The 22,748-nt window shown below is 71.1% G+C and carries 25 protein-coding genes; 8 read left to right on the forward strand and 17 right to left on the reverse strand.

What is annotated here, in order from left to right:
* Positions 1 to 123: 123 nt before the first annotated feature.
* Entirely contained in the window at positions 124 to 2,457 is a 2,334-nt protein-coding gene (locus ABH927_RS32770; protein WP_370028094.1) for a DEAD/DEAH box helicase, read from the forward strand.
* Here the strand turns inward: ABH927_RS32770 and ABH927_RS32775 are convergent.
* The 10 genes from ABH927_RS32775 to ABH927_RS32820 form a co-directional block, all read right to left on the reverse strand.
* Positions 2,433 to 3,467, reverse strand: coding sequence for a hypothetical protein (locus ABH927_RS32775; protein WP_370028096.1), 1,035 nt, complete (start codon positions 3,465 to 3,467; stop codon positions 2,433 to 2,435). The genes ABH927_RS32770 and ABH927_RS32775 overlap by 25 nt on opposite strands.
* A 156-nt stretch (positions 3,468 to 3,623) precedes the next feature.
* Positions 3,624 to 4,832, reverse strand: a complete 1,209-nt coding sequence (locus ABH927_RS32780; protein ID WP_370028098.1) for a cytochrome P450 — start codon at positions 4,830 to 4,832, stop codon at positions 3,624 to 3,626.
* 74 nt (positions 4,833 to 4,906) lie between these two features.
* Positions 4,907 to 5,263: an Rv3654c family TadE-like protein gene (locus ABH927_RS32785; RefSeq protein WP_370028100.1), complete on the reverse strand. Its 357-nt coding sequence runs from the start codon at positions 5,261 to 5,263 to the stop codon at positions 4,907 to 4,909.
* The gene (locus ABH927_RS32790; protein WP_370028102.1) at positions 5,260 to 5,613 is read right to left on the reverse strand and encodes a TadE family type IV pilus minor pilin; all 354 of its coding nucleotides are present in this window, start codon (positions 5,611 to 5,613) and stop codon (positions 5,260 to 5,262) included. Before ABH927_RS32790 ends, ABH927_RS32785 begins: the two co-directional genes overlap by 4 nt.
* 4 nt (positions 5,614 to 5,617) lie before the next feature.
* On the reverse strand, positions 5,618 to 5,869 hold the full coding sequence (locus ABH927_RS32795) for a DUF4244 domain-containing protein (protein WP_370028104.1): 252 nt from the start codon (positions 5,867 to 5,869) through the stop codon (positions 5,618 to 5,620).
* Positions 5,870 to 6,061: 192 nt separating this feature from the next.
* On the reverse strand, positions 6,062 to 6,820 hold the full coding sequence (locus tag ABH927_RS32800) for a type II secretion system F family protein (RefSeq protein WP_370028106.1): 759 nt from the start codon (positions 6,818 to 6,820) through the stop codon (positions 6,062 to 6,064).
* Positions 6,817 to 7,554, reverse strand: a complete 738-nt coding sequence (locus ABH927_RS32805; protein ID WP_370028108.1) for a type II secretion system F family protein — start codon at positions 7,552 to 7,554, stop codon at positions 6,817 to 6,819. The genes ABH927_RS32800 and ABH927_RS32805 overlap by 4 nt, the downstream gene beginning before the upstream one ends.
* Positions 7,542 to 8,714, reverse strand: coding sequence for a TadA family conjugal transfer-associated ATPase (locus tag ABH927_RS32810; protein WP_370028111.1), 1,173 nt, complete (start codon positions 8,712 to 8,714; stop codon positions 7,542 to 7,544). Before ABH927_RS32810 ends, ABH927_RS32805 begins: the two co-directional genes overlap by 13 nt.
* On the reverse strand, positions 8,711 to 9,751 hold the full coding sequence (ssd, locus tag ABH927_RS32815) for a septum site-determining protein Ssd (protein ID WP_370028115.1): 1,041 nt from the start codon (positions 9,749 to 9,751) through the stop codon (positions 8,711 to 8,713). Before ssd ends, ABH927_RS32810 begins: the two co-directional genes overlap by 4 nt.
* 643 nt (positions 9,752 to 10,394) lie before the next feature.
* Positions 10,395 to 11,171 (reverse strand): oxidoreductase, encoded by a 777-nt coding sequence (locus tag ABH927_RS32820; RefSeq protein WP_370028118.1) that lies wholly within the window; start codon positions 11,169 to 11,171, stop codon positions 10,395 to 10,397.
* Positions 11,172 to 11,376: 205 nt separating this feature from the next.
* Between ABH927_RS32820 and acs the strand changes: the two genes are divergently transcribed.
* The 5 genes from acs (at position 11,377) to ABH927_RS32845 (ending at position 16,606) form a co-directional block, all read left to right on the forward strand.
* Positions 11,377 to 13,365, forward strand: a complete 1,989-nt coding sequence (acs, locus tag ABH927_RS32825; RefSeq protein WP_370028120.1) for an acetate--CoA ligase — start codon at positions 11,377 to 11,379, stop codon at positions 13,363 to 13,365.
* 107 nt (positions 13,366 to 13,472) lie between these two features.
* Entirely contained in the window at positions 13,473 to 14,699 is a 1,227-nt protein-coding gene (gene nhaA / locus ABH927_RS32830) for a Na+/H+ antiporter NhaA (protein WP_370028122.1), read from the forward strand.
* 23 nt (positions 14,700 to 14,722) lie between these two features.
* Complete coding sequence (locus ABH927_RS32835) at positions 14,723 to 15,187, forward strand: phage holin family protein (RefSeq protein WP_370028125.1); 465 nt, start codon at positions 14,723 to 14,725, stop codon at positions 15,185 to 15,187.
* Positions 15,177 to 16,097 carry an alpha/beta fold hydrolase gene (locus ABH927_RS32840; protein WP_370028128.1) on the forward strand — a complete coding sequence of 307 codons (921 nt, stop codon included), beginning with the start codon at positions 15,177 to 15,179 and terminating at the stop codon, positions 16,095 to 16,097. Before ABH927_RS32835 ends, ABH927_RS32840 begins: the two co-directional genes overlap by 11 nt.
* A 29-nt stretch (positions 16,098 to 16,126) precedes the next feature.
* Complete coding sequence (locus tag ABH927_RS32845; protein WP_370028131.1) at positions 16,127 to 16,606, forward strand: DUF309 domain-containing protein; 480 nt, start codon at positions 16,127 to 16,129, stop codon at positions 16,604 to 16,606.
* Positions 16,607 to 16,733: 127 nt separating this feature from the next.
* On the opposite strand, the gene ABH927_RS32850 is transcribed toward ABH927_RS32845, so the two are convergent.
* The gene (locus tag ABH927_RS32850; RefSeq protein ID WP_370028134.1) at positions 16,734 to 17,918 is read right to left on the reverse strand and encodes a MarP family serine protease; all 1,185 of its coding nucleotides are present in this window, start codon (positions 17,916 to 17,918) and stop codon (positions 16,734 to 16,736) included.
* A 71-nt stretch (positions 17,919 to 17,989) separates the two neighbouring features.
* Here ABH927_RS32850 and ABH927_RS32855 point away from each other — a divergent pair, with 71 nt between their 5' ends.
* Positions 17,990 to 18,541: a HEAT repeat domain-containing protein gene (locus tag ABH927_RS32855; protein WP_370028137.1), complete on the forward strand. Its 552-nt coding sequence runs from the start codon at positions 17,990 to 17,992 to the stop codon at positions 18,539 to 18,541.
* Here ABH927_RS32855 and ABH927_RS32860 read toward each other — a convergent pair.
* Positions 18,488 to 19,132: a CoA pyrophosphatase gene (locus ABH927_RS32860; RefSeq protein WP_370028139.1), complete on the reverse strand. Its 645-nt coding sequence runs from the start codon at positions 19,130 to 19,132 to the stop codon at positions 18,488 to 18,490. The two genes, ABH927_RS32855 and ABH927_RS32860, sit on opposite strands and share 54 nt — an antisense overlap.
* Positions 19,133 to 19,144: 12 nt before the next feature.
* Positions 19,145 to 19,864: an endonuclease III gene (gene nth, locus ABH927_RS32865; protein WP_370028141.1), complete on the reverse strand. Its 720-nt coding sequence runs from the start codon at positions 19,862 to 19,864 to the stop codon at positions 19,145 to 19,147.
* A gap of 32 nt (positions 19,865 to 19,896) precedes the next feature.
* Between nth and ABH927_RS32870 the strand changes: the two genes are divergently transcribed.
* Entirely contained in the window at positions 19,897 to 20,595 is a 699-nt protein-coding gene (locus tag ABH927_RS32870; protein ID WP_261585354.1) for a Crp/Fnr family transcriptional regulator, read from the forward strand.
* Here ABH927_RS32870 and ABH927_RS32875 read toward each other — a convergent pair.
* From ABH927_RS32875 to ABH927_RS32890, 4 genes are read right to left on the reverse strand one after another with little or no spacing between them, the layout of a single operon-like run.
* Positions 20,592 to 21,383, reverse strand: coding sequence for an MBL fold metallo-hydrolase (locus ABH927_RS32875; RefSeq protein ID WP_370028144.1), 792 nt, complete (start codon positions 21,381 to 21,383; stop codon positions 20,592 to 20,594). The genes ABH927_RS32870 and ABH927_RS32875 overlap by 4 nt on opposite strands.
* Positions 21,380 to 22,129 (reverse strand): NUDIX hydrolase, encoded by a 750-nt coding sequence (locus ABH927_RS32880; RefSeq protein ID WP_370028147.1) that lies wholly within the window; start codon positions 22,127 to 22,129, stop codon positions 21,380 to 21,382. Before ABH927_RS32880 ends, ABH927_RS32875 begins: the two co-directional genes overlap by 4 nt.
* The gene (locus ABH927_RS32885) at positions 22,126 to 22,590 is read right to left on the reverse strand and encodes a RidA family protein (RefSeq protein WP_370028150.1); all 465 of its coding nucleotides are present in this window, start codon (positions 22,588 to 22,590) and stop codon (positions 22,126 to 22,128) included. The genes ABH927_RS32880 and ABH927_RS32885 overlap by 4 nt, the downstream gene beginning before the upstream one ends.
* Positions 22,590 to 22,742 (reverse strand): DUF4177 domain-containing protein, encoded by a 153-nt coding sequence (locus tag ABH927_RS32890; protein ID WP_076440089.1) that lies wholly within the window; start codon positions 22,740 to 22,742, stop codon positions 22,590 to 22,592. Before ABH927_RS32890 ends, ABH927_RS32885 begins: the two co-directional genes overlap by 1 nt.
* Between the last annotated feature and the right edge of the window lie 6 nt (positions 22,743 to 22,748).

Raw genomic sequence — 22,748 nt, forward strand, 5'->3', positions numbered from 1 at the left:
ACTTGCGTAGGTCTCGATGCGGGTCGTGCATCCTGGTGAACGACGACCCTGACGCGCGGCATTCAACCACGCGCCGACTCCGTGTCTATACGAAATCACGACTCCGGGCGACTCTCCCCGCAGATGCCAGACTGGAAACCAGTGACTCCGTCTTCTTCACTCTCACACCGGACAGGCCCACTCCTCGCCCGCCTGCTCGCGGTCCCCGCACGCCAGCGGCGGGTCACCCATGTGGAGCATGTTCCAGCACGTCAAGCGGGTCAAGTCCGGTGGCCGGATTGGGCCCCTGAACTGCTCATAAGCCGTCTGGCGAATCAGGGCATTCCGGGCCTTTGGCAGCACCAATTCGAGGCGGCCGAGCACGTTCACCGTGGCCAAAACGTGATCATTGCCACAGGCACCGCCTCTGGAAAATCCCTGGCCTACCTGCTTCCGGCGGTCACGGAGATCTTCTCGGGCGGCACGGTGCTCTACCTGACCCCCACCAAGGCGCTCGCCGCCGATCAGCTCAGAGCGGTGAGAGGGCTGAAGCTGGCCCAGGTCCGGGCGGCGACCTTCGACGGGGACACGCCGGTCGAGGAGCGCCAGTGGGTCCGGCAGCATGCCAACTACATCCTGACCAATCCCGACATGCTCCACAGGTCGGTCCTCCCGCGCCACGGCTCGTGGTCGTCGTTCTGGCGGCGACTGCGGCTGGTGGTGGTCGACGAGTGCCACGGCTATCGCGGCGTCTTCGGTTCCCACGTCGCCCAGATCCTGCGCCGGCTCCGCCGCGTCTGCGCCAAGTACGGCTCCCGCCCGGTCTTTCTGCTGGCGTCGGCGACGGCCAGCGACCCGGCCGTGGCGGGAATGCGGCTGACGGGCCTTGAGATGGCCGAGGTGACGACGGACGCGTCTCCCCGGGGTTCGACCACCTTCGCCCTGTGGGAGCCCCCTCTGACGGATCTACGGGGCGAGGGCGGCGCCCCCGTCCGGCGTACGGCGACCGCCGAGACGGCCGACCTGCTGTCGGATCTCGTCATCGAGGACGTCCGGACGCTGGCGTTCGTCCGGTCCCGGCGGGCCGCCGAAACCGTCGCCCTCACCGCCAGGCGGAACCTGGAAGAGGTCGACGGCGGGCTCGCGGACCGGGTGGCGGCCTACCGGGCCGGTTATCTCGCCGACGACCGCCGCGTCCTGGAGCGGGCCCTGCGCTCGGGCGAGCTGACCGGGCTGGCCACCACCAACGCGTTGGAACTGGGCGTGGACGTGTCGGGGCTCGACGCCGTCCTCATCGCGGGGTGGCCGGGCACCCGCGCCTCGCTCTGGCAGCAGGCCGGGCGGGCCGGCCGCACCGGGCAGGACGCCCTCGCCGTGCTCATCGCCCGCGACGACCCTCTCGACACCTACCTCGTGCATCACCCCGAGGCGCTTTTCGGCCGGCCCGTGGAGGCCATCGTCCTCGATCCGGACAATCCGTACGTCCTGGCGCCTCATCTGTGCGCCGCCGCCTCGGAGATCCCGCTCACGGACGACGACCTGGAGATCTTCGGCCCCTCCGCGCCGGAGGTGCTCGACGACCTGGTCGGCCAGGGGTTGCTGCGCAAGCGGACCACGGGCTGGTTCTGGACGAGCCGGGAGCGCGCCGCCGACCTCGCCGACATCCGCGGGTCGGGCGGGCCGCCCATCCAGGTGGTCGAGTCGAGCACCGGACGGCTCCTGGGCACCGTGGACGAGCCCTCGGCCCACACCAACGTCCACACCGGCGCGGTGTACCTGCACCAGGGCGAGACCTTCGTCGTCGAGACGCTCGATCTGGACTCCGGTGTCGCCCTGGTCGCGGCGGCGGAGCCCGACTACTCCACCTTCGCGCGGGATGTGACCGACATCCAGGTCATCGAGTCGCTGCGCTCGCAGCCCTTCGGCCCCGGCGAGCTGCATTTCGGCTCAGTCGAGGTCACCCGCCAGGTCGTCTCGTACCTGAAGCGGCGCACGCAGAGCGGGGAGGTCCTCGGCGAGGAGCCGCTCGACCTGCCACCCAGGACCCTGTGCACCCGGGCGGTGTGGTGGACGCTGCCCGGCTCCGCCCTCGCCCCGCTGGCCGAAGGGGTCGATCTCGGTGGCGCGGCGCACGCGGCCGAGCACGCCTCGATCGGCCTGCTCCCGCTGTTCGCCACCTGCGACCGATGGGACATCGGCGGCGTCTCCACCGAGCTGCACCCGGATACGGGGCTGCTCACCGTCTTCGTCTACGACGGGCACGACGGAGGGGCGGGCTTCGCCGAACGCGGCTACGCCAGGGCGTCCGACTGGCTCGGGGCGACCCGTGAGGCCATCGCCTCCTGCGAGTGCGAGCGCGGCTGCCCGTCCTGCATCCAGTCGCCCAAGTGCGGCAACGGCAACGAACCCCTCGACAAACCGGGGGCCCTCCGCCTTCTCGGCGTGCTGCTCGACTACAAGCGGGTGTCCTCCTCGTAGACGTCGTGCGCCGGCTGCCTGGGCGACGGCCCATCGAGGTCCGGCGCGGGCTTGACGCCCTGTGGGGGCTTGACGGCCTGTGGGGGCCGCCGGGTGAGGATGACGACGGGACGGCGAACGCTCGCCGTGGCCGGGCGGCTGGGGACCGGCGTGGCGGGGACGGGTCCTGAAGTGGGGGCCTCGTCCGCGTCCGTACGGCGCCGCATCCACCACGTGCCTGTGTGGATCCCGAGAAGCAGCAGGGCCACGGCCACCGCGATGAGGATGCCGTAGTTGAGCCCCCCGAGCGCGGACGACTCGGCCACCGGGTCAGCGGCCTGGGTCTTCGCGGGCGCGACCTCCGGCGAGGCATGGCCGCTGCCACCGGCCACCTTGGGCAGCCTCAGCTCGGTCTTGGGGACCTTGGGGAAGGCCGTCAGGGCCCAGGGAACGGACGGCCCAGGAGCCACGGACCCGCCGGTTTTGGCGCGCGGCCTGGCGGTGACGGTGGGCGTGGGCTCCGCCACGGCCGGGATCTTGACGTGGGCGGCCGAGCCGGGAGAGGCCACCGTGCCTCCCCGCCCGTCCGGACGGACCGCCCGGACGGAGAAGCCGACCTCGTGCCCGGCGACTTTGGCGGGCGCCGCGAGGGCGGCCCGGCAGGCGGACCCGGAGCAGACGGCGTCGACCGGGAACGCGCTCGCCTCGCCGCTCGTGGAGATCTCGTAGGACCGAAGGTCGGGCTCGGTCCCCTTGGCCCATGAGACGACGACCTCCGCCTTGCCGTCCTTCTGGCCGCCCTTCTGGCCGGCCTTCAGCCGGGCTTCGACGCCTGACGGCGCGGCGGGCGGCCGGCTGAGGGTGAAGGTGGAGGTCTTGTAGGTCTTCTGGGTGACCTCCCCGAACAGGCTCACGGTGAAGGTGCCGTTCGGGGCGTCACCCGGGTCGAAGGACCCGCTGATCGTCTGGCTGGCGCCACCCCCGCCGACCTTCTGGCGAGAGACGGACGGGCCTTCGACATACAGGCCCATGCTCACCTGGAGCCAGTCGGTCTGACAGGATTTCGCCGCCCGCCGCGCTCGCCGGCGCCGCCAGAGCGGCCACCATCGCGAAAGGCGTGAACACCGCCGCGAAGGCCAGCCTGCGAACCGTCGTCAGCATGCCATCCCCTTCTTCATGCGACTTCCTCACCAGCGGACAGGGAGCGTGGTGAGCCCCCGGACGATGGAGCCCGTCTGCTTCCAGGTGAGCCGGTCGGGCGGGCAGGCCAGCTCGATGCCGGGCAGCCTGCTCAGCAGGGAACCGAAGGCGATCTGCCCCTCCAGGCGGGCCAGCGGCGCGCCGAGGCAGAAATGGATGCCGTGGCCGAACGCCACATGCCGGCTGTCCTCCCGGGTGATGTCCAGCCTGTTGGGATCCGCCAGCCCGTCGGGGTCGCGCCCCGCGGCGCCGAGCGAGACGTGGACCATGCTGCCCTTGGGGATCGGCGTGCCCGCGATTTCGAGGTCCTCCATCGCGATGCGGATCGAGGATCTTTCCACCGGACCGTCGTAGCGGAGGAACTCCTCGATGGCCGGCGGAAGCAGATCCGGCCGGTCGCGGAGCAGGGCGAGCTGATCCGGATGGCGCAGCAGCGCCGCCATGCCGTTGCCGATGAGGTTGACCGTGGTCTCGTGACCGGCGATCAGCAGCAGCGAGAGCAGCGACAGGAGCTCGTCCTCGGTCAGCAGCCCGTCCTCGTCCCTCGCCACGAGGAGGGCGCTGATCAGATCTCCCTCGGGCTGGGCACGCCGAGCCGCGATCATGCGGCGGAAGTAGTCCCACATGTCGTTGCCCGCCTGCTTACGCCGCCGATGGATCTCCTCGGTCAGGTCGGGGGTGATGAGCAGGGTGGACCATTCGCGGAAGCTCTCCCGGTCCTCCGCCGGGATGCCGAGCAGTTCGCAGATGACGATGATGGGCAGCGGGAAGGCGAACTCCTCGATCAGGTCCGCCTCACCCTTGGAGGTCATGGCGTTGATCAGCTCGTCCGTGATCTCCTGGACCCGTGGGCGCAGATCCTCGACCCGGCGCGGCGTGAACGCCTTGGAGACCAGCCGCCGCAGGCGTGTGTGATCCGGCGGGTCCGAGGTCAGGAGCGAGGTGCCGAAAAGGATCTTGTCCTCCGCGGCCCGTGCGCGGAACCACTCTCCGGCGTTGCGCATGTCCTTCGACATCCGGGGATCCGCCAGCGCGGCGCGACCGTGCGCGTAGTCGATGACGAGGAACGAGTTCGTGCCCGGCGGAAAGTCGATCGGGTGCACCGGCCCCTTTTCCCGCAGGTCCGTGTACAGAGCGTACGGATCGGCGCCGAACTGCGGCGAGAACAGGATTTCCATCGGGATTTTCTCCGGCACGGTTTCCTCCCTTTCTGGATTGCTTCACCAAGATCCACCCCAAGTATGGCCGGATTACCGGTTTTATGGCCCCTTCAGATCTCCGCGCTGACCGGACCGGCCCTCGCGCTCGCGGAAGCGGTGTGGAAACCGAACCGGACGGATACGGAGACGCTCACCGTGCCCCCGGCGACGGAACAGGAGTCGACCCGGGCGCCGTTGGCGGCGGCCACCGTCTCCGCACGCGCGCAGGCGTCCCGCGGCGCCGAAAACGCCCTGGCCGCCGCCGCGAGCGCGCTGAGATCGGCGGCGTTCTCCGCACGGTGACGTGCCACCCGGGCGACGCCGACGAGGACGACGGCCATCGTCATCGCCCAGATCATGGCCATGACCGCCACCATCCACACCGTCGCCGATCCCCGCTCCCGGTCGCGCGGCGGCATCGGCCTCATCGGAACACCCCCGGTTCAGTCGCGGACACGGCCGATGCCCTCACCTCGACGGCGGGAAGCATGAGACCCCAGCGCGGCTGGACGGCCACGGAGACATCGACGCGCGTAAGCTCCGCTCCCGGGGAGACCACGACCCGCGCTCCTCCGGGAGCCGCCCTGACGACGGCGGAGCGCACGGCCTCAGGGGCCTCACCTCGGGCCGCGGCCCGGGCGCCCGCCCGAGCCGCGTCCACGCATTCCAGATGAGCGCCGACGACCGCGACCACCCAGAGCGAGGCCGCCAAGACCACCACCAGAGCCGGAAGCGCGACGGCCGTCTCCGCCGTCACCGACCCGCGCTCGTGCGTCACTCGCTCACCCCGCCAGCTTGAGAGCCTTCTGGATGAGTGCGGCGAGCATCGACCTGACCTCCGCACTCGTGACGATCTTGAAAAGCAGGGCGGCGAAGCCGCAGGCGGCGATGGTGCCGACGGCGTATTCGGCGGTGGACATGCCCGCCTCCCCCCGTGTGCGCGCGAGCAGCGTCCACTGCACCCCCGCGAGGCGGGCTCGGGAACGGACGGCGAGAATCAGCCGCTTCATTGGGGTGACTGTCAATGTGGTCATCGGGCCCTCCTCGGGGGCGGACCATCCGCCCGTGGACCCAGGCTGCTGGATTCACCGCCGCCATCCGCGAGGCCGGCCCTGATCTGTGGATGGGACAACCACCTGTGGATTACGCGAAGGCCCAGCTGATCCGCCTTGAGCCGCATCACCGTCACCCTCTCTATCCACAGGTGTGGATAAGACTGTCCACAATCACGGGAGGAGGATCTGGGCGGCCAATCCGGCGACCACCGGGACGATGCCCATGAACACGAACGCCGGGAGGAAGCACAGGCCCAGAGGCGCGACCGCCTGGACGCCGACCCGGCGAGCGGCGGCGGCGGAAGCGGCACGGGCGGCATGGCGCGCGTCGTCCGCGAGCCGCGTGAGGACATCGGCCACGGGAGCCCCGCTGCGCGCGGCCCGGATCATGGTCCGTGCCAGAGACGCGAGCGGCGGCTCATCGGCGAGCACCGCCCACGCCGCCTCCGGATTGGCGCCGAGCCTCACCTGGGCGCCCACCCAGGTCAGCCGCTCTCCCAGAGGACCTCCGACAGCCTGGGCGGCCGTGTCGATGGCCCCGCTCAAGGGCTGACCGGCGCGCAGGCAGGCCACCATGAGATCGGCCGCGAACGGGAGGTCGGCCGTCAGCCGTTCCCGGCGACGCCGGACGTCGGCGGGCTCCCGCCGGTTGATCAGCACGAACGCGCCGACGCCGAGCAGCCCTCCCACCGCGAGCCCGGGAAGTCCGCCCACCAAGAGGAAGCCGGCGAAGCCCACGGGCACGGCGACGACCACCCCCGGCAGGGGAGCTTTCCGGCTCTCGGCGCCCCCGGACCGATCCCCGCCCGCCCGTGAGCCTCGAACCGCGCCTGAGCCTCGAACGGCCTGGAGCCGGTCTTCTGGGGACACCGGAACCGGCCAGGCCCAGACCGCCAGCGCGGCCAGCACAGCGGCGGCCAGGGAAATCACGGCCCCGGCCCTCGGGTGCCCTGCCCTTGGGCGACCGGTGATCCTTCCGCTCGGGCGACGAGGCGGTTGGTCCACCAGACTCCGGCCGCGTTGAGGGCGAGGCCCACCACGAGGCAGGCGAAGCCGGCAGGACCGCCCAGCAGGAAGGACAGCGGGTTCATGCCGAGGCCGGCCCCCATCAGGAGGCCGAGCACGGGCAACCCGGCCAGCATGCGAGCCGTCGCCCGGGGACCGGCGAGCTGAGCGGCCAGGTCCTGCCGGTGTGCCTCGGCCTCGCGAAGCGACGCCCCCACCCGCTCGACAAGGGCCGCCAGACCACCGCCCACCGTCACGCTCACCCGCCAGCAGGCGGCCAGCCGTACGAGACCCTCGCCACCGAGTGCCGGGGCGGCGCGGAGGAGGGCGGCGGAGACATCGCCGCCGTCCCGCGCGATGGCGGCCACCGGTGCCAGGGCGGCCGGATCAGGCGGACTGACGGACAGGACGGCCCTCGCCAGCGCGTCGCCCGGAGTCTTCCCGGCGGCGAGCTCGGCCACGATGATCTGGCACAGCTCGATGGACACCGCGCGCCAGGCAGCCGCCTTGGCCGCCGGTCGCGGGCGCTCGGGAAGCAAGCGAGGACGCGGCCGGCGGCCACGCCTTTCGGTGAGCGCCGCCAGCCTCACGGAGGCGGCGTCCGGCGCGGCCCACGCCCAGACGGACAGCACCGCCGCCAGGACGGCTACGGCGACCATGCGGCACCGCCCTCCAAGGGCGACGGGAAACGGGCCCTCAACGCCTCGAAGGACGGACCAGGGATCATGCCGCCTCCGGGCGCGAACCTCAGCGCGGGGAGCGCGATGACCAGGCCGGAGGTCTCCCGTTCGAGCAGGCAGATCTCCGCCACTCGGCGCGGCCCTCCGGCCGGACCCCGGACGAGATGGACGACGACGTCGAGGGCGGCGGCGATCTGGCTGTGGACGGCCTCACGGGAGAGCCCGGCCGCGCAGGCGAGGGCCTCCAGACGGGCGGGCACGTCCGTCGCGTTGTTGGCGTGCAACGTTCCGCACCCGCCCTCGTGGCCGGTGTTGAGCGCGGCCAGCAGGTCGACGACCTCCGATCCGCGCACCTCTCCGACGACGAGACGGTCGGGGCGCATGCGCAGGGCCTGCCGTACGAGATCGCGGAGGCCGACCCCGCCGGCGCCTTCGAGGTTGGGGGGCCGCGCTTCCAGACGGACCACGTGAGGATGCCGGGGCCGCAGCTCGGCCGAGTCCTCGACCAGCAGCAGGCGTTCACCGGGGTCGGCCAGGGACAGCATCGCCGAGAGCATGGTCGTCTTGCCCGTGCCGGTCCCGCCCGTGACGAGGAAGGCCAGCCGGGCCGCCATGATGGCGCGCAGCACCGCCGCGCCGGGGCCGTGGACGAGCTCCTCCATCGTGAAGGTGCGGCGTGGCGGCAGCCGGAGCGAAAGGCACGTGCCCTCGGGGGCGATCGGCGGCAGGACGGCATGCAGCCGGACCCCGCCCGCCAGACGGGCGTCCACGTAGGGGCAGGCGTCGTCGAGACGCCGCCCGGCCGCCGCGGCGAGGCGCTGGGCGAGGCGGCGGACGTCGTCGTCACCGGGGAAGGTCACGCCGGTGCGGCGCAGCCCTTGACCGTCGTCGACCCAGACCTCCCCCGGCCCGTTGACCAGCACATCGGTGACCCCGGGCGAGGCCAGCAGCCCTTCGAGCGGACCGGCTCCGATGAGATCGGCGCGGAGAGTGCGCGCGATGGCCAGCACCTCGGCATCGCCGAGCACCGCCCGCTCGGCGCGCAGGGCGGCCGCCACCTGAGCGGCGGTGGGCGGCGCCCCCGCGCGCGACAGCCGTACCCGGACGGCCTCGACCAGTTCCGCCGAGACCACACTCACGGTGCGCCGGCCAGGGTGGAGAGCAACTGGGCGCAGAACCGGCCGAGCGGGGCGCGGCCGAGCGGAGGCGGGTCGCCTCGGTCGAGGGTCCGGGCCAGGCCGCGCAGCTCGGGAAGCACCCCCGCGCAGGGAACGCCGACCGAGGCGGCGACGACGTCCGGGGCCATGCTCCCCGTGCGGAGCACCGCCCGGAGGTCGCCGGTGTGCCGACGGAGAATCGCGAGCGTCTGGGTGGCGGCAAGCGCTCCCCTGACGTCGGCCTGGATCACCACGAGGGTGGACGTCGCCCGGGAGAGGGCCTCCGACTCGCCGTCGCCCACATGCCGCGGCAGATCGACGATCACGAGGTCGCACCCGCGCCGCCCGGCGTCGAGCACGGCCCGCATCGCCTCGCGGGGAATGGGCGTGGGCTCGCCGCGATGCCAGGACAGCACGGTGAGATCGCCGAAGGTCGGCAGCGCGTCCTGAAGGGCGGCGAAGCTGACCCTGCCCTCGCGGCCGGCGATGTCGGGCCAGCGGGCTCCCGTGGCCTGCTCCTGGCCCAGAACGACGTCGATGCCGCCGCCCAGCGGGTCGGCGTCGATCAGGAGCGTCCGAAGCCCGTGGCGGGAGGCGGTGAGGGCCAGCGAGGCCGACAGAACCGTGGCGCCCACGCCTCCCCGGCCGCCGGCGACGCACAGGACCGTGCCCGCCCTCGTCGCGGGCTCGGCTGCTTCCCCCAGTTCCTCGACGAGCAGCCGCTCGGCCTCGGGGAGCTCCAGCACGGTCTGCGCCCCGACGGCCACGCACCTGCGCCAGATGTCCGGATCGCCGGGCCCGCGCGTGACCAGCAGCACGTCGCGCCGAGGTGCGGGGCCGGTGGCCGCGAGGTCGTCGGCGAGGTCCGCGCCGACGACCACGAGCGGGGCCTGGCTCCAGTAGGGCCGGGCATGGGCCGCCGCATGGGCCACGTCGATCTCCACCCCCGCCGCGGCGGCGATGCGGAGCAGGTCGTCGAGGAGTTCCTGATCGTCGGTGATGGCCAAGGGCCGGTGCATCGGTGTCTCCCAGTAGCTCGGGGAGACCACCTTGCGTGAGTCCGCGACCGCCGCCGGCTCCCGAACGCGGCTCTGGGGATGAACGCCAGGCTGTGGATAAAGAGGGGCGACCCCCGCCGGGGGGGAGAGCGGGGGTCGCCGACCGGTCCGGCTCTGGGGGGGTAGAGCCGGTCCCGTATTAGAAGAAAGCTTTAATCACTGGACCGCGGCGTGGCAAGGGCTTGGCAAAGGCCCAGTGGAGACACACCGTATGCTGCCTGATCGATGTGACCTTCGTCGAGCACCATCCCGCATCTGAGTCAGGTTTTTTTATTGAGTCAGTGATGTGCGTGGACGGCGTGCCCCGGCTCCGATACGACAGCCCCCGGTAAAGGTCTTGTTCCACGGGGTTTCCAAGCGCTGGATTCGGACGTAGAAAGGGGTTACGGACTTAAGGGTCCGCGTACGGACACCGGGCACCCACGCGCGACCAGCCGCGGGAGGCGTGTCGAGACGGGCTTGACCCGCTCCGACAAATTTGAGGTGCACGCTTGGTAACCCGGTGACACGTGCGGGCAGCGGCGTTCCATTCCAGGAACGCCGTCTGCTGTCTCCGGGCCCTGTCTCCAGGGTTCAGAGCGACGGTTCAGAGCGACGGTTCGGGCTAGCGCGACAGCGCCTCGCAGATCGCCGTGGTCTCGCGGGCCCCCAGCACGACGGCCCCCGCGCAGTGCCTCACCCACGCGCCCACGCCCTCGGCCGTTCCCTTCAGGTAGGCCCGCAGGCTCTCGGCGTACGCGTCCCCGAGGTCGACGTGCCCCACCTCGACCGCGATGAGCGATTTGGGGTCCAGCCCGTGCTCCACGAGGGTGAGCCGTCCGGCCGCCCGGGCGACGACGCCGTCAGCCGTCCCGAACGGCCGGAGCACGGCCAGCTCGGCGTGCGTTATCGCGGCGAGAACCAGGGCCGGCGCCTTCGTGGTGCCGGTGACCAGGCCCGCCAGCGCGGACATCCGTACGGCGGTCTCCTCCGGACCGGGAGCGGGGCCGAGCCCGAGCGGGTCGGCGCCGGTCGGCGCGGTGCGCGGCCGGCCGGGCTCGGCGCTCAGGCCGGCCGCGGCGAGCGTGTGAAGCCGCGCGAGGACCTGGCGCGGCGCCGACCGCCACGTCTTGCCCAGCCGTCCCAGCTCGGCGGAGACCCGCAGCGCGCCCTGGACGACCGGGTCGGTCACCTCGCCGAGCCTCACCGGCTCAAGCGGCACGTCGACGCCTTCCAGCGCGGCGGAGGCACGCGCGCCACGCAGAGCGGACTCCGCCGAGACCTCGGGGCTCCGCCGTCGCAGCACCCGGTGCCCGTAGAGGCGGTCGACGGCCTCGCGGGCCTCCTGTACGGCTTCGGGCACTCCGGGGAGTTCGGCGATGGCAGCCAGTGGGTCATTCACAGAGCGACCCTACCGGCGGGTAAGGGACTTCCCGCCGCCCGACTCCTCACTAGTCACTACATTGCCCAGTTATAGCGCCATTCCCACCGGCGACATGGCAACCGCTCACGACCGCCCGATTACTTGTACTTGACGCCCTTGGCCTGGTGAAGTGGGACACGCAAACTTGGCCGAGGCGGCCGACAGAAACGTAAAGGAGTACGGAGTGGCCACGGAGACCCCCGGTCAGACCCCCGGTCAGGAGACACAGGAGACTCTGTCGAACCTGCTGAACGAGACGCGGCGGTTCGCCCCACCAGCCGACCTGGCGGCGGCCGCGAACGTCACGGCCGGCGCCTACGAGGAGGGGGCCGAGGACCGGCTCGCCTTCTGGGAGCGCGCCGCCGAACGGCTGGCATGGGCCCGGCGCTGGGAGACCACGCTGGAGTGGAAGGCCCCCTTCGCCAAGTGGTTCGTCGGCGGCAAGCTGAACGTCGCGTACAACTGCGTCGACCGCCACGTCGAGGCCGGGAGGGGTGACAAGGTCGCCTACTACTGGGAGGGGGAGCCCGAGGGCGACAGCCGTACGATCACGTACGCGGACCTCCAGAAGGAGGTCTCCAAGGCGGCGAACGCGCTGGAGGAGCTGGGCGTCCGCAAGGGCGACCGGGTCGCGATCTACATGCCGATGATCCCCGAGCTGCCCATCTCGCTGCTGGCCTGCGCCCGCATCGGCGCGATCCACTCGGTGGTGTTCGGCGGCTTCTCGGCGGCGGCGCTCAAGAGCCGCATCGACGACGCCGACGCGAAGGTCGTCATCACGGCCGACGGCGGCTACCGGCGAGGGGCGCCCAGCGCGCTCAAGCCGACGGTGGACGAGGCGGTCGCGGAGTGCCCGGGAGTCGAGCACGTGCTCGTCGTGCGCAGGACCGGGCAGGACGTCGCGACGACCGGCAAGGACGTGTGGTGGCACGACCTCGTGGACCGGCAGCCCGCCGAGCACGAGCCACTGCCGCACGACGCCGAGGACCCGCTGTACATCCTCTACACCAGCGGCACCACCGGAAAGCCGAAGGGCATCCTCCACACCACGGGCGGCTACCTCACCCAGACCGCCTGGACCCACCACGCGGTCTTCGACCTCAAGCCCGAAACCGACATCTACTGGTGCACGGCCGACATCGGCTGGGTGACCGGGCACTCCTACATCGTGTACGGCCCGCTCGCCAACGGGGCGACCAGCGTCATCTACGAGGGCACCCCGGACACGCCGCACAAGGGGCGGTTCTGGGAGGTCGTGCAGAAGTACAAGGTCACGATCCTCTACACGGCCCCGACCGCCATCCGGACGTTCATGAAGTGGGGCGACGACATCCCCGCGAAGTTCGACATGTCGTCTCTCCGGGTGCTCGGATCGGTCGGTGAGCCGATCAACCCCGAGGCGTACGTCTGGTACCGCGAGCACATCGGCGGCAGCCGCTGCCCGGTCGTGGACACCTGGTGGCAGACCGAGACGGGCGCCATGATGATCAGCCCGCTCCCCGGCGTCACCGAGGCCAAGCCGGGCGCCGCCATGCGGCCGCTCCCCGGCATCGTGGCCGACGTGGTCGACGACGAGGGCAAGTCCGTCCCCAACGGCGGTGGCGGCTTCCTGGTCGTACGGGAGCCGTGGCCGTCCATGCTCCGCACGATCTGGGGCGACGACCAGCGCTACATCGACACCTACTGGTCGCGCTTCGAGGGGATGTACTTCCCCGGCGACGGCGCCAAGCGCGACTCGGACGGCGACCTGTGGCTCCTCGGCCGGGTCGACGACGTCATGCTGGTCTCCGGCCACAACATCTCGACCACCGAGGTCGAGAGCGCGCTGGTCAGCCACCCCAAGGTGGCCGAGGCAGCCGTGGTGGGCGCGACCGACCCGGTGACCGGCCAGGCCATCGTGGCGTTCGTGATCCTGCGCGGCAGCGCGGAGGAGAGCGAGGACATCGCGACCGAACTGCGCGCCCACGTGGCGAAGACGCTGGGCCCGATCGCCAAGCCGCGCCAGATCATGGTCGTGCCCGAACTGCCCAAGACCCGCTCCGGCAAGATCATGCGACGTCTGCTGCGCGACGTGGCGGAGAACCGCTCCCTCGGCGACGTGACCACGCTGACGGACAGCTCGGTCATGAGCCTCATCTCCGAGAAGCTGCCGACCGCCAAGAGCGAGGACTGATCGAGTAGAAGGCGCGGGCGCATGCGGCGCCCGCGCCTTTCGCGTACCCGGGTAGCCTTGTGGCGGGTGTGCCGGGAAGTCTGGTCGGCGAGCAGGCAAGTCGCCCCATGACGTCCCACGCCACCGAGGAGATCATGCGCCGCACCGCCAAGAACTGGCCGCTGAGACCCACTGCCTGGTACGCCCGCCAGCTCGCGGAGGCCCTCCGTACCGAGACGATCGGCGGCGTGATCATGCTGATCGCGACAGCCGCCGCGCTCATCTGGGCCAACTCGCCCTGGTCGGCCGCGTACGAGACGCTCAGGAACGCCGTCCCGGGCCCATTGGGTCTCACGGTGTACCAATGGGCCGCGGACGGGCTGCTCGCGATCTTCTTCTTCGTCGCCGGGATCGAGGTCAAGGAGGAGTTCGTCCATGGCGAGCTGTCCAGGCTGAAGGACGCCGTCCTGCCGATCGTGGCGGCCATGGCCGGCATGGCCGTACCCGCGATCCTCTATCTCGCGGTGAGCCACGGCGTCCCCGGGGCCGCGAGGGGCTGGGCGATCCCGACGGCCACGGACATCGCGTTCGCGCTGGCCGTGCTGGCCGTGACGGCCTCGGCGATGCCGGACGCGTTGCGGGCGTTCCTCCTCACGCTCGCCGTCGTGGACGACATCGGGGCGATCACCATCATCGCCCTCTTCTACAGCGATCAGGTCCATCTCGTGCCGTTACTCGGCGCGGCGCTCATGCTCGCCGTCTACTGGTTCCTGCAGCGCAGAGGGCTCAGGAGCCCCCTCGTGTTCATCGCGCTCGGAGTGGGCGCATGGGTGCTGCTGCACGAGAGCGGCGTGCATCCGACGGTCGCCGGCGTGCTGTGCGGGCTGCTGACGAGCGTCCACGGCGAGGAAGACGGGGAACGCTCCCCCGCCGCGCGGGCCGACCACGTCGTCCGGCCGATCTCCGCGGGGGTGGCCGTGCCGGTCTTCGCCTTCCTCGCGGCCGGAGTACGGCTCGACCCGCAGTCACTGGGGTCCGTCTTCACCGACGGGATCGCCCTCGGTGTCATAGTGGGGCTGGTCGTGGGCAAGTTCATCGGAGTGTTCGGCGGCGCCTGGTTGTCGGTGCGGCTCGGCTTCGCGAGGATCAGCGAGGACCTCTACTGGCGCGATCTGGCCGCGGTCTCCGTGCTCGCCGGGATCGGCTTCACGGTCTCCCTGCTCATCGGGGACAGGGCCTTCCAGGGAGCGCACCGGGTGACCACGGCGGTACTGATCGCCAGCTTCGCCGCCTCGGTGCTGGCCGCGGCACTGCTTCACGTGCGCGTACGCAGGCGGACACGAGATGATGTCTGATAGTCGCAGATAGGAGATCGCCGATGCCCGAGGAAGAATCGCTCGGTGCGCTGGTCGCCCAGGCCAGTCATCACGTCTCGACCCTCGTCCGCGCCGAGATCGAGCTGGCCAAGGCCGAGCTCAAGTTCGACGCCAAGCGGGTCGGCATGGCGGCCGGGCTTTTCGGCGCCGCCGCCTTCATCGCGCACCTGTGCCTGATCCTGGCCTCGTTCGCGATCGCGTACGGCCTGGTGGCGCTCGGGCTGGCCCCGTGGCTCGCGTTCCTCATCGTCACCGTGTTCTACCTGGTCGTGGCCGCGCTCCTGGTGTTCGTCGGCTACCGCCGCCTCAAGGGCCTGGCCGGGATGAAGCGCACCGCCCGGACCCTGAAGAGCCTCAAGACGGGCGTCGAGGAAGAGGTCGCCGAGCTGGGCGCGCCGAAGCCGCCCGCCCCGCCGACCGCCGGGCAGGTGGGCGCCCACCGAGAGTCCGTGACCGATGTCACTTGACGAGTCGCTCGTAGAGGTCGAGGGCCCCTGGACCCACCGCGCCGTGCATGCCGGGGGCACCCGGTTCCATGTGGTCGAGGCGGGTGAGGGCCCTCTCGTCCTGCTGCTGCACGGCTTTCCCCAGTTCTGGTGGACCTGGCGGCACCAGCTCGTGTCGCTGCCGAAGGCGGGTTTCCGCGCGGTGGCGGCCGACCTGCGGGGATACGGCGCGAGCGACAAGCCGCCTCGGGGATATGACCTGCCGACCCTCGCCGCGGACGCCGCCGGGCTGGTCCGCGCCCTCGGCGAGACCGGGGCCGTCGTGGTCGGCCACGACTGGGGCGGGCTGCTGGCCTGGACGATGAGCGTGCTCGACCCGAAGGTGGTGCGCCGGCTGGTGCCGGTGTCCGCGCCGCATCCGCTGCGCATGCGCTCGGCGCTGCTCACGGACCCCCTCGGCCAGCTCAGGGCCAGCGGGCCGAGCCTGGCCTTCCAGCTTCCGGTGCTGCCTGAGCACCGGCTGACGGCCGACGACGGCGCGCTGGTGGGACGCCTGATCGACGAGTGGTCGGGGCCCGAGTGGCCGCCGGAGGATGTCGCCCACCGCTACCAGGAGGCGTTCCAGATCCCCGCCGTGGCGCACTGCGCGCTGGAATACCACCGCTGGTTCGCGCGGTCGCAGTTCCGGCCGGACGGGGTCCGCTACGTGCGGCGGATGCGCACGGAGATCGAGGCGCCGACCCTGCAACTGCACGGCGCCCTGGACACGCGCGTCCTCCCCCGGACGGCTCAGGGGTCCAGCCGTTTCGTGGCCGCGCCGTACCGGTGGAGGCTGATCGAGGGGGCCGGTCACTTCCCGCACGAGGAGCGGCCGGAGCAGTTCGACAGCGAGCTGATCGCCTGGCTGTCCGACCCCGAACCGGACCGCTGACTCGTGATCATGCAATGTGGAGAGAGATCATGCGTGACCGTGACGAAGCCGGCAGGCCGCGCAGTTCACGTCCCCGCGACGAGTACGGCAGGCCGCTGCCCCACGGGGCGGAAGGCGTGCCCCGCGTCCCGGACGACTACGCGCCGGATGCCCGGGAAGCGCTCGACGAAGCCAGCCGGCTGCTGTCCACCGGACGACCGTTCCACGCACACGAGGTGCTGGAGGCGCGCTGGAAGACCGGCCCCGCCGACGAGCGGGAGCTCTGGCAGGGGCTCGCCCAGATCTGCGTCGGGCTGACCCATGTGCAGCGGGGCAACCTGTCGGGAGCCGCCGCTCTCCTGGCGCGCGGGTCCGCCCGTCTCGGTACGTACGGCTCCCGCCGGCCGTACGGACTGGATTTGAAGGCGCTGGCTCTGGCCGCCGACCGGATCATCGTCGACATCGACACAGGAGTCGTCGATCCACCTGCGGCCATCGGCCTCGTCCTGAGCCACCTGCATGATCACTGAGGGGACTCGGCCAGGTCAGGAGCATTGATCGGGAGTTCGTGCATGATCACGACCGAGGCGGGCGCTGGTCACGGCGGCGACGAGGGAATCCATGCGTGATCACCCCCATCCCATGCATGGTGAGGGGTCAGTCGCAGTCCTGGGTGTCCACCCGGACGACCGCGCCGCTGCCGTCCTCCGCGTCGGGGAGAACCTCCTCGGCGGTCAGGGCGTAGCCCGTCTCCGGCTGGTCGGTGGCCGCGGCGAAGATCACTCCATAGACCTTGCCGTCGGGGCTGAGCAGCGGGCCGCCTGAGTTGCCCGGCTGGACCTTGCCCCGGATCGCGTAGACCTCGCGGTCCACCTTGTGCTGGTTGTAGATGTCGTACGACTCCGCCCGCTGCTTGACCCGGATCCTGGCGGCGAGCGGCGTGAATCCGTGGCCCTTGGGATATCCGGCGATGATCGCGCTGTCCCGGCTCTGGGCCGAGTAGTCGAAGCGCAGCGACCCCGTCTGGAGGTCTGGCACGTAAAGGACGGCGATGTCCCTGTCCGGGTTGTAGAGCACCACGCGGGCGTCGTGCGAGGTTCCGTCCGAGTCCGTGACCCGCAACTCCTGTGTCACCCCGGCGACGACGTGGGCGTTGGTCATGACCTTGTGCTGCGCGTAGACGAACCCGGTGCCCTCGATGCGCTTGCGGCAACTCGGAGCGGTGCCCTGCACCTTCACGATGGCCCTGCGCGCCCGGGTCAGGCCGGCGCTCCCGGTGAGGACTCCCTCGTCGGGCGGCGCCACGTTCTGGCCGCCGATCGAGGTGATCACCTGGGGCCATTCCGAGGAATCCACAAAGTCCCGGAACGGCTTCTGCAGGGCCCGCACGCCGTTCGGGATGGCGTCGTCCACGGCCTGCCAGACCAGCGAGCCGTTGACCTGCTCCTTCGGCAGGGGAAAGCTCATGGACACGATCAGCGACCCGAGCAGCCACGCGATGAGCAGGACGGACAGGCCGCTGGCCACCGAGCCGCCGAAGGCGTCCACCATGCGCGCCGGCTCCCAGGTCACGTGGCTGCGCACCACCGCCCCGATGGTGGACGACGCGAACTGCCCGATCGTCGCGGTCAGGAAGACGATCACGATGGCCAGCAGCGCCTTCTCGATGTCGCCGCTGACGATCGCCCCGGCGATCGGCGGCGCGATGAACATGCCGAGGAAGGCGCCTCCGACGAAACCGACGAAGCTGAACGCCCCGATGATGAAGCCCTGCCGGTATCCGGACACAGCGAAGGCCAGCACCAGGCCGATCAGGATGAGGTCGAGGAGATCACCGCGCACAGCCTCAACGGTATCCAGCCACGCCCGTCACCGTGCAGACGTCCCGGAGGTCCGCTCGATATCGTGACGTCATGGGGGGCGAAAGCGTCGACGAACTCATCCAGATGGCGCTGAACGACAGGGATCCAGACGGCGCCGTGCGCTGGCAGGCGATCTCCGTCCTGCAGGGACGCGGTGACCTGGAGACCTTCACCGTGGCCAGGCGGCTGTGCGCGAGCGCCACGGCCCCCGAGCGGGTGCTCGGGGTGGACATACTGGGAGAGCTCGGGCGCGACCGGCCGTTCGCCGACCGGACGCTTCCCATTCTGCGCTACCTCGCCGCGAGCGAGACCGACTCCCAGGTCCTGTACGCCGTACTGATCGCGTTCGGCCACCTGCGGGATCCGCGGGCGCTGCCGTCGGTGATCGAGCTGTGTACGCACGACAAGGCCACCGTCCGGTACGGCGCCGCCTACGCCCTGCCGAACGTCCTCGGCAAGCCGCCGGACCCGGCGGGTCTCGCGGCGCTGCGCCGGCTGGCGGACGACCCGGACGAGGACGTCGCCGACTGGGCGTCGCTCGGCCTGACGCTAGCCTCGGGCGGCAAGATCGAGGACCTCGGGGGGCAGGTCCTCGATCCGTGACCGGTCCCATGGCTGCTCGAACCCGGCGGCCGTGAGCACGCCGTCGAGCACTCCGGCCGTGAATCCCCACACGAGCAGGCCGCGCACGCGGAACGCCGGGGAAGGGAGGGGGTGGCGCAGCCGGAGCTGGAGCCGGTTGGCCGGGTCGACGAGCTCGGCGATGGGGATCCGCTCGACGGACTCGACCTCGTCGGGGGACGCGGCGTGGACCTCGCAGGGAGTGTGCCACCAGGCCAGGACTGGGGTGACCCGGTTGTCGCTGCGCCACACATAGAGCTCCGGCATGGTCCCCACCACCTCGACGCCGTGCGGGTCGAGGCCGGTCTCCTCCTCGGCCTCGCGCAGGGCCGCGCCGATCGGGCCGTCGTCGTCGGGGTCCACGCCGCCGCCGGGGAACGCGGGCTGGCCGGCGTGCACGCGGCCCCTGGAGCTGCGCTGGATCAGCAGGATGTCGGGCCCGTTCGGCCCCTCGCCGAACAGCAGAAGCACGGCCGCGTGCCGCCCTCCGCCGTTCGCGGGCGGCCGCAACGCCGTCGGCACGGGGGTGTGCGCGGCCTTCGCCGCCAGACCCGTCAGCCAGTGGGGAACCACGACGACGACCTCCTATGAGAACGGACCGGTCCTGATGAGTTTCTTGGCCTCTTCGGGATCCGTGGGGCCCGTGCCGTACGACGGGCAGAGCGCGGCGACCGGGCATACACCGCAGGCGGGCCTGCGGGCGTGGCAGATGCGGCGGCCGTGCCAGATCAGCCGGTGGGACAGCATCGTCCACTCCGGCTTGGGGATCAGGTCGCCGACCTCGTGCTCGATTTTGACGGGATCGGTCTCAGTGGTCCAGCCAAATCGTCTCGTGAGCCGCTGGAAATGGGTGTCAACGGTGATGCCGGGGACGCCGAAGGCGTTGCCGAGCACCACGTTGGCGGTCTTGCGGCCGACGCCGGGCAGCTTGACCAGTTCCTTGAGCGTGCCGGGCACCGCGCCGCCGTGGCGCTCGCAGAGGGCCTGGGCCATGCCGATGATGCTGGTGGTCTTGGCCCGGAAGAACCCGGTGGACTTGATGATCTCTTCCACCTCGGCGCGGTCGGCCCCGGCGTAGTCGGCCGCTGTCCGATACTTCGCAAAAAGCACCGGAGTAACCATATTGACCCTTTTGTCCGTACACTGCGCCGAGAGGATCGTGGCGACCAGCAGCTCAAGGGGGTTCCCGAAGTCGAGCTCGCAATGGGCGTCAGGATAGGTTTCGGCCAGGATTCTGTTGATCCGCCGGGCACGGCGTACGAGAGCGAGCCGGGACTCCCCAGCCGATGGGACTTTGCGGGGCACCCCGTAAGCCTACGCGGACCGGGTGGGTCACAATGGCGAAGGGAGGCATCGTGAGCACCGAAGACGTACTGAGCAAGGCGCCCCTGTTCTCCGCACTCGACCGAGAGAGCGCCGCGGCGCTGAGGACCAGCATCACCGAGGTCGAGCTGTCCAAGGGCCGGACGCTGTTCAGCGAGAACGAGACCGGCGACCGGCTCTACGTTGTGCTCGAAGGCAAGATCAAGCTTGCCCGCACCGCTCCCGACGGCCGTGAGAACCTGCTGAGCGTGCTCGGCCCCGGGGAGATGTTCGGCGAGCTGTCGCTGTTCGACCCCCGCCCCCGTACGGCCTCCGCCATCGCCCTGACGGACGTACGGCTGGCCGGGCTCGGCCATGACGACCTGCGGCCCTGGCTGACCGGCCGTCCCGAGGTCGCCCTGCACCTGCTCCGTGCCCTGGCCCAGCGGCTCCGCCGTACCAACGACGTGCTGGCCGACCTGGTCTTCACCGACGTGCCGGGCCGCGTGGCCAAGCAGCTTCTCGACCTGGCCGACCGCTTCGGGCAGAAGGTCGACGACGGCGTCCGGGTCCACCACGACCTCACCCAGGAGGAGCTGGCCCAGCTCGTGGGCGCCTCGCGGGAGACGGTCAACAAGGCCCTGGCCGACTTCGCCCAGCGCGGCTGGCTGCGGATCGAGGCCAAGGCTGTAGTGATCATGGATATGGAGCGGCTCTACAACCGCTCCCGCTAGAGCGTCTTGAGGTAGTTGAGCTGGGCCGCCACGGACATCTCCGCGGCGGGCCACAGTGACCGGTCCACGTCGGCGTAGACCATCTCGACGATCTCGTGCGCGTCCCTGGCCCCCTGGCGGATGGCCTCGCGGATCTGCTCCAGCCGCTGCCGCCGGTGCGCGATGTAGCCGTCGAGGACGCCGATCGGGTCGGGGAGCACGGGCCCGTGGCCCGGTAGCAGCGCCTCCGCCTCCAGCATCTCGGCACGCTGCCTGAGCTTGTCGAGGCTGCGCAGGTAGTCGGCGAGATCGCCGTCGGGCGCGATGACCGTCGTGCCGCGGCCCAGGATCGTGTCTCCCGTCAGCATGGCCCGGTCCTCGGGGAGCCAGAAGCACAGCGAGTCGAACGAGTGCCCCGGCGTGCCGACCACCCTGAGCTCCAGGCCGTCGACGGTCAGGACGTCCCCGTCACCCAGCCCTTCGTCGCCCAGCCGGTGCTGGGGGTCGAGGGCGCGGACCGGCGCGCCGACCATCTCGGCGAGCTTCCCGGCGCCTCCGCTGTGGTCGGGGTGCCCGTGGGTGAGCAGGATCGCCTCGACCCTGCGGTCCGACAGGTGGCCAGCGACCCGCTTGAGGTGCGCGTCGTCATCCGGCCCCGGATCGACGACGAGCACGGCCTCCGCCCGCCCGATGACCCAGGTGTTCGTTCCGTCGAGCGTCATGGGCGACGGGTTGGGGGCGAGCAGGTTGACGGCGTTGGCCGTACCCGACCCGTCCGGCCCGTCCACGGGGATGCGCAACCCGCTCACGCGATGTCCTCCGGGGCGGCGGTCACGATGATCTCACCGTCCTTAGCGATGGGCATGATGGTGATGATCTTCCGTTCGTGCGCGAACACGTGGTCGATCGTCTCGAACGCCGCCACCTCGGTCAATGTCTGGAACGTCGGCGGCATGATGAGGATGTCCCCCGCCAGGGCGCGGGCGAGTGCGATCTCGGGCTTCATCCACGCCACGGCGTCGGCCTCGCCTCCCACCTCACGCGTCCGCTGGCCGGGCGGAAGGGCCGCCACGAAGAACCGGGTGTCGAACCGCCGCGTCTCGACCTCCGGCGTGATCCAGTGCCCCCACGCCTTGAGCAGGTCGGACCTGAGCACGAGCCCCCGGCGGTCGAGGAACTCCGCCAACGAGAGCGTGCGGCCGATCAGCGCCAGCCGGTCGGCCTCCCAGTCCTCGCCGGTGGTGTCCGCCACGACGGTCGCGGCGTCCGGCCCGGCGAGGAGCACCCCCGACTCCTCGAAGGTCTCCCGTACGGCGGCGCAGACGAGACCGCGCGCCGTCCTCTCGTCGGCCAGGAAGGCCTCACCCCACTCGGCGGGTGAGGGACCGGCCCAGGCGACCGCGTGGTCGCTGTCCCGGGGGTCCACCGAACCCCCGGGAAAGACGTACGCCCCCGCCGCGAAGGCCATCGTCGCCGTCCGCTTGAGGAGGTAGACCTCAAGCGGATCCTCACGGAGCAGCACCACGGTCGCCGCGTCGTGGGCGGGGGATATCACGCGCGGACTTCGGCGACGATCTCGACTTCCACGGGAGCGTCCAGGGGCAGTACGGCGACGCCCACGGCGCTTCGCGCGTGCGTACCGGCCTCCCCGAAGACCTCTCCCAGCAGCTCGCTCGCGCCGTTCACGACCTGGGGCTGTCCCGTGAAGCCCGGCGCGCTGGCGACGAACCCGACCACCTTGACGATCCTGACGACCTTCGAGAGGTCCCCCACCACGGACCTGACCGCCGCCAAGGCGTTGATCGCGCAGATGCGGGCCTGCTCCCGCCCCTCCTCGGCCGAGACCTCCGCGCCGACCTTGCCGGTGACGCCGAGCTTCCCTCCCACCAAGGGGAGCTGGCCGGAGGTGTACACGTAGTCACCCGTCCGTACGGCCGGCACGTAGGCGGCCAACGGGGGCACGACGTCGGGCAGCACGAGCCCGAGCTCCTCGATCCGCTGCTCCGGCGTGCTCATCACTTGGGCCGCTTCATGTAGGCGACAAGCTGCTCCGGGTTGGGCCCCGGAATCACCGAGACGAGCTCCCAGCCGTCCTCACCCCAGTTGTCCAGAATCTGCTTGGTCGCATGGGTGAGCAGCGGCACCGTGACATATTCCCACTTGGTCATGCGGAC

This window comes from Planotetraspora sp. GP83 (assembly GCF_041262585.1).
Classification (GTDB): domain Bacteria; phylum Actinomycetota; class Actinomycetes; order Streptosporangiales; family Streptosporangiaceae; genus JAOEGB01.

Excerpts from the sequence above, each read along its gene's own strand:
- ABH927_RS32770 (WP_370028094.1), top strand. The coding sequence starts at position 124 with ATGCCAGACTGGAAACCAGTGACTCCGTCTTCTTCACTCTCACACCGG.
- ABH927_RS32775 (WP_370028096.1), bottom strand. The coding sequence starts at position 3,467 with ATGGGCCTGTATGTCGAAGGCCCGTCCGTCTCTCGCCAGAAGGTCGGC.
- ABH927_RS32785 (WP_370028100.1), bottom strand. The coding sequence starts at position 5,263 with ATGAGGCCGATGCCGCCGCGCGACCGGGAGCGGGGATCGGCGACGGTG.
- ABH927_RS32795 (WP_370028104.1), bottom strand. The coding sequence starts at position 5,869 with ATGACCACATTGACAGTCACCCCAATGAAGCGGCTGATTCTCGCCGTC.
- ABH927_RS32805 (WP_370028108.1), bottom strand. The coding sequence starts at position 7,554 with ATGGTCGCCGTAGCCGTCCTGGCGGCGGTGCTGTCCGTCTGGGCGTGG.
- ssd (WP_370028115.1), bottom strand. The coding sequence starts at position 9,751 with ATGCACCGGCCCTTGGCCATCACCGACGATCAGGAACTCCTCGACGAC.
- nhaA (WP_370028122.1), top strand. The coding sequence starts at position 13,473 with ATGACGTCCCACGCCACCGAGGAGATCATGCGCCGCACCGCCAAGAAC.
- ABH927_RS32835 (WP_370028125.1), top strand. The coding sequence starts at position 14,723 with ATGCCCGAGGAAGAATCGCTCGGTGCGCTGGTCGCCCAGGCCAGTCAT.
- ABH927_RS32840 (WP_370028128.1), top strand. The coding sequence starts at position 15,177 with ATGTCACTTGACGAGTCGCTCGTAGAGGTCGAGGGCCCCTGGACCCAC.
- ABH927_RS32845 (WP_370028131.1), top strand. The coding sequence starts at position 16,127 with ATGCGTGACCGTGACGAAGCCGGCAGGCCGCGCAGTTCACGTCCCCGC.
- ABH927_RS32855 (WP_370028137.1), top strand. The coding sequence starts at position 17,990 with ATGGGGGGCGAAAGCGTCGACGAACTCATCCAGATGGCGCTGAACGAC.
- ABH927_RS32870 (WP_261585354.1), top strand. The coding sequence starts at position 19,897 with ATGGCGAAGGGAGGCATCGTGAGCACCGAAGACGTACTGAGCAAGGCG.
- ABH927_RS32885 (WP_370028150.1), bottom strand. The coding sequence starts at position 22,590 with ATGAGCACGCCGGAGCAGCGGATCGAGGAGCTCGGGCTCGTGCTGCCC.
- ABH927_RS32890 (WP_076440089.1), bottom strand. The coding sequence starts at position 22,742 with ATGACCAAGTGGGAATATGTCACGGTGCCGCTGCTCACCCATGCGACC.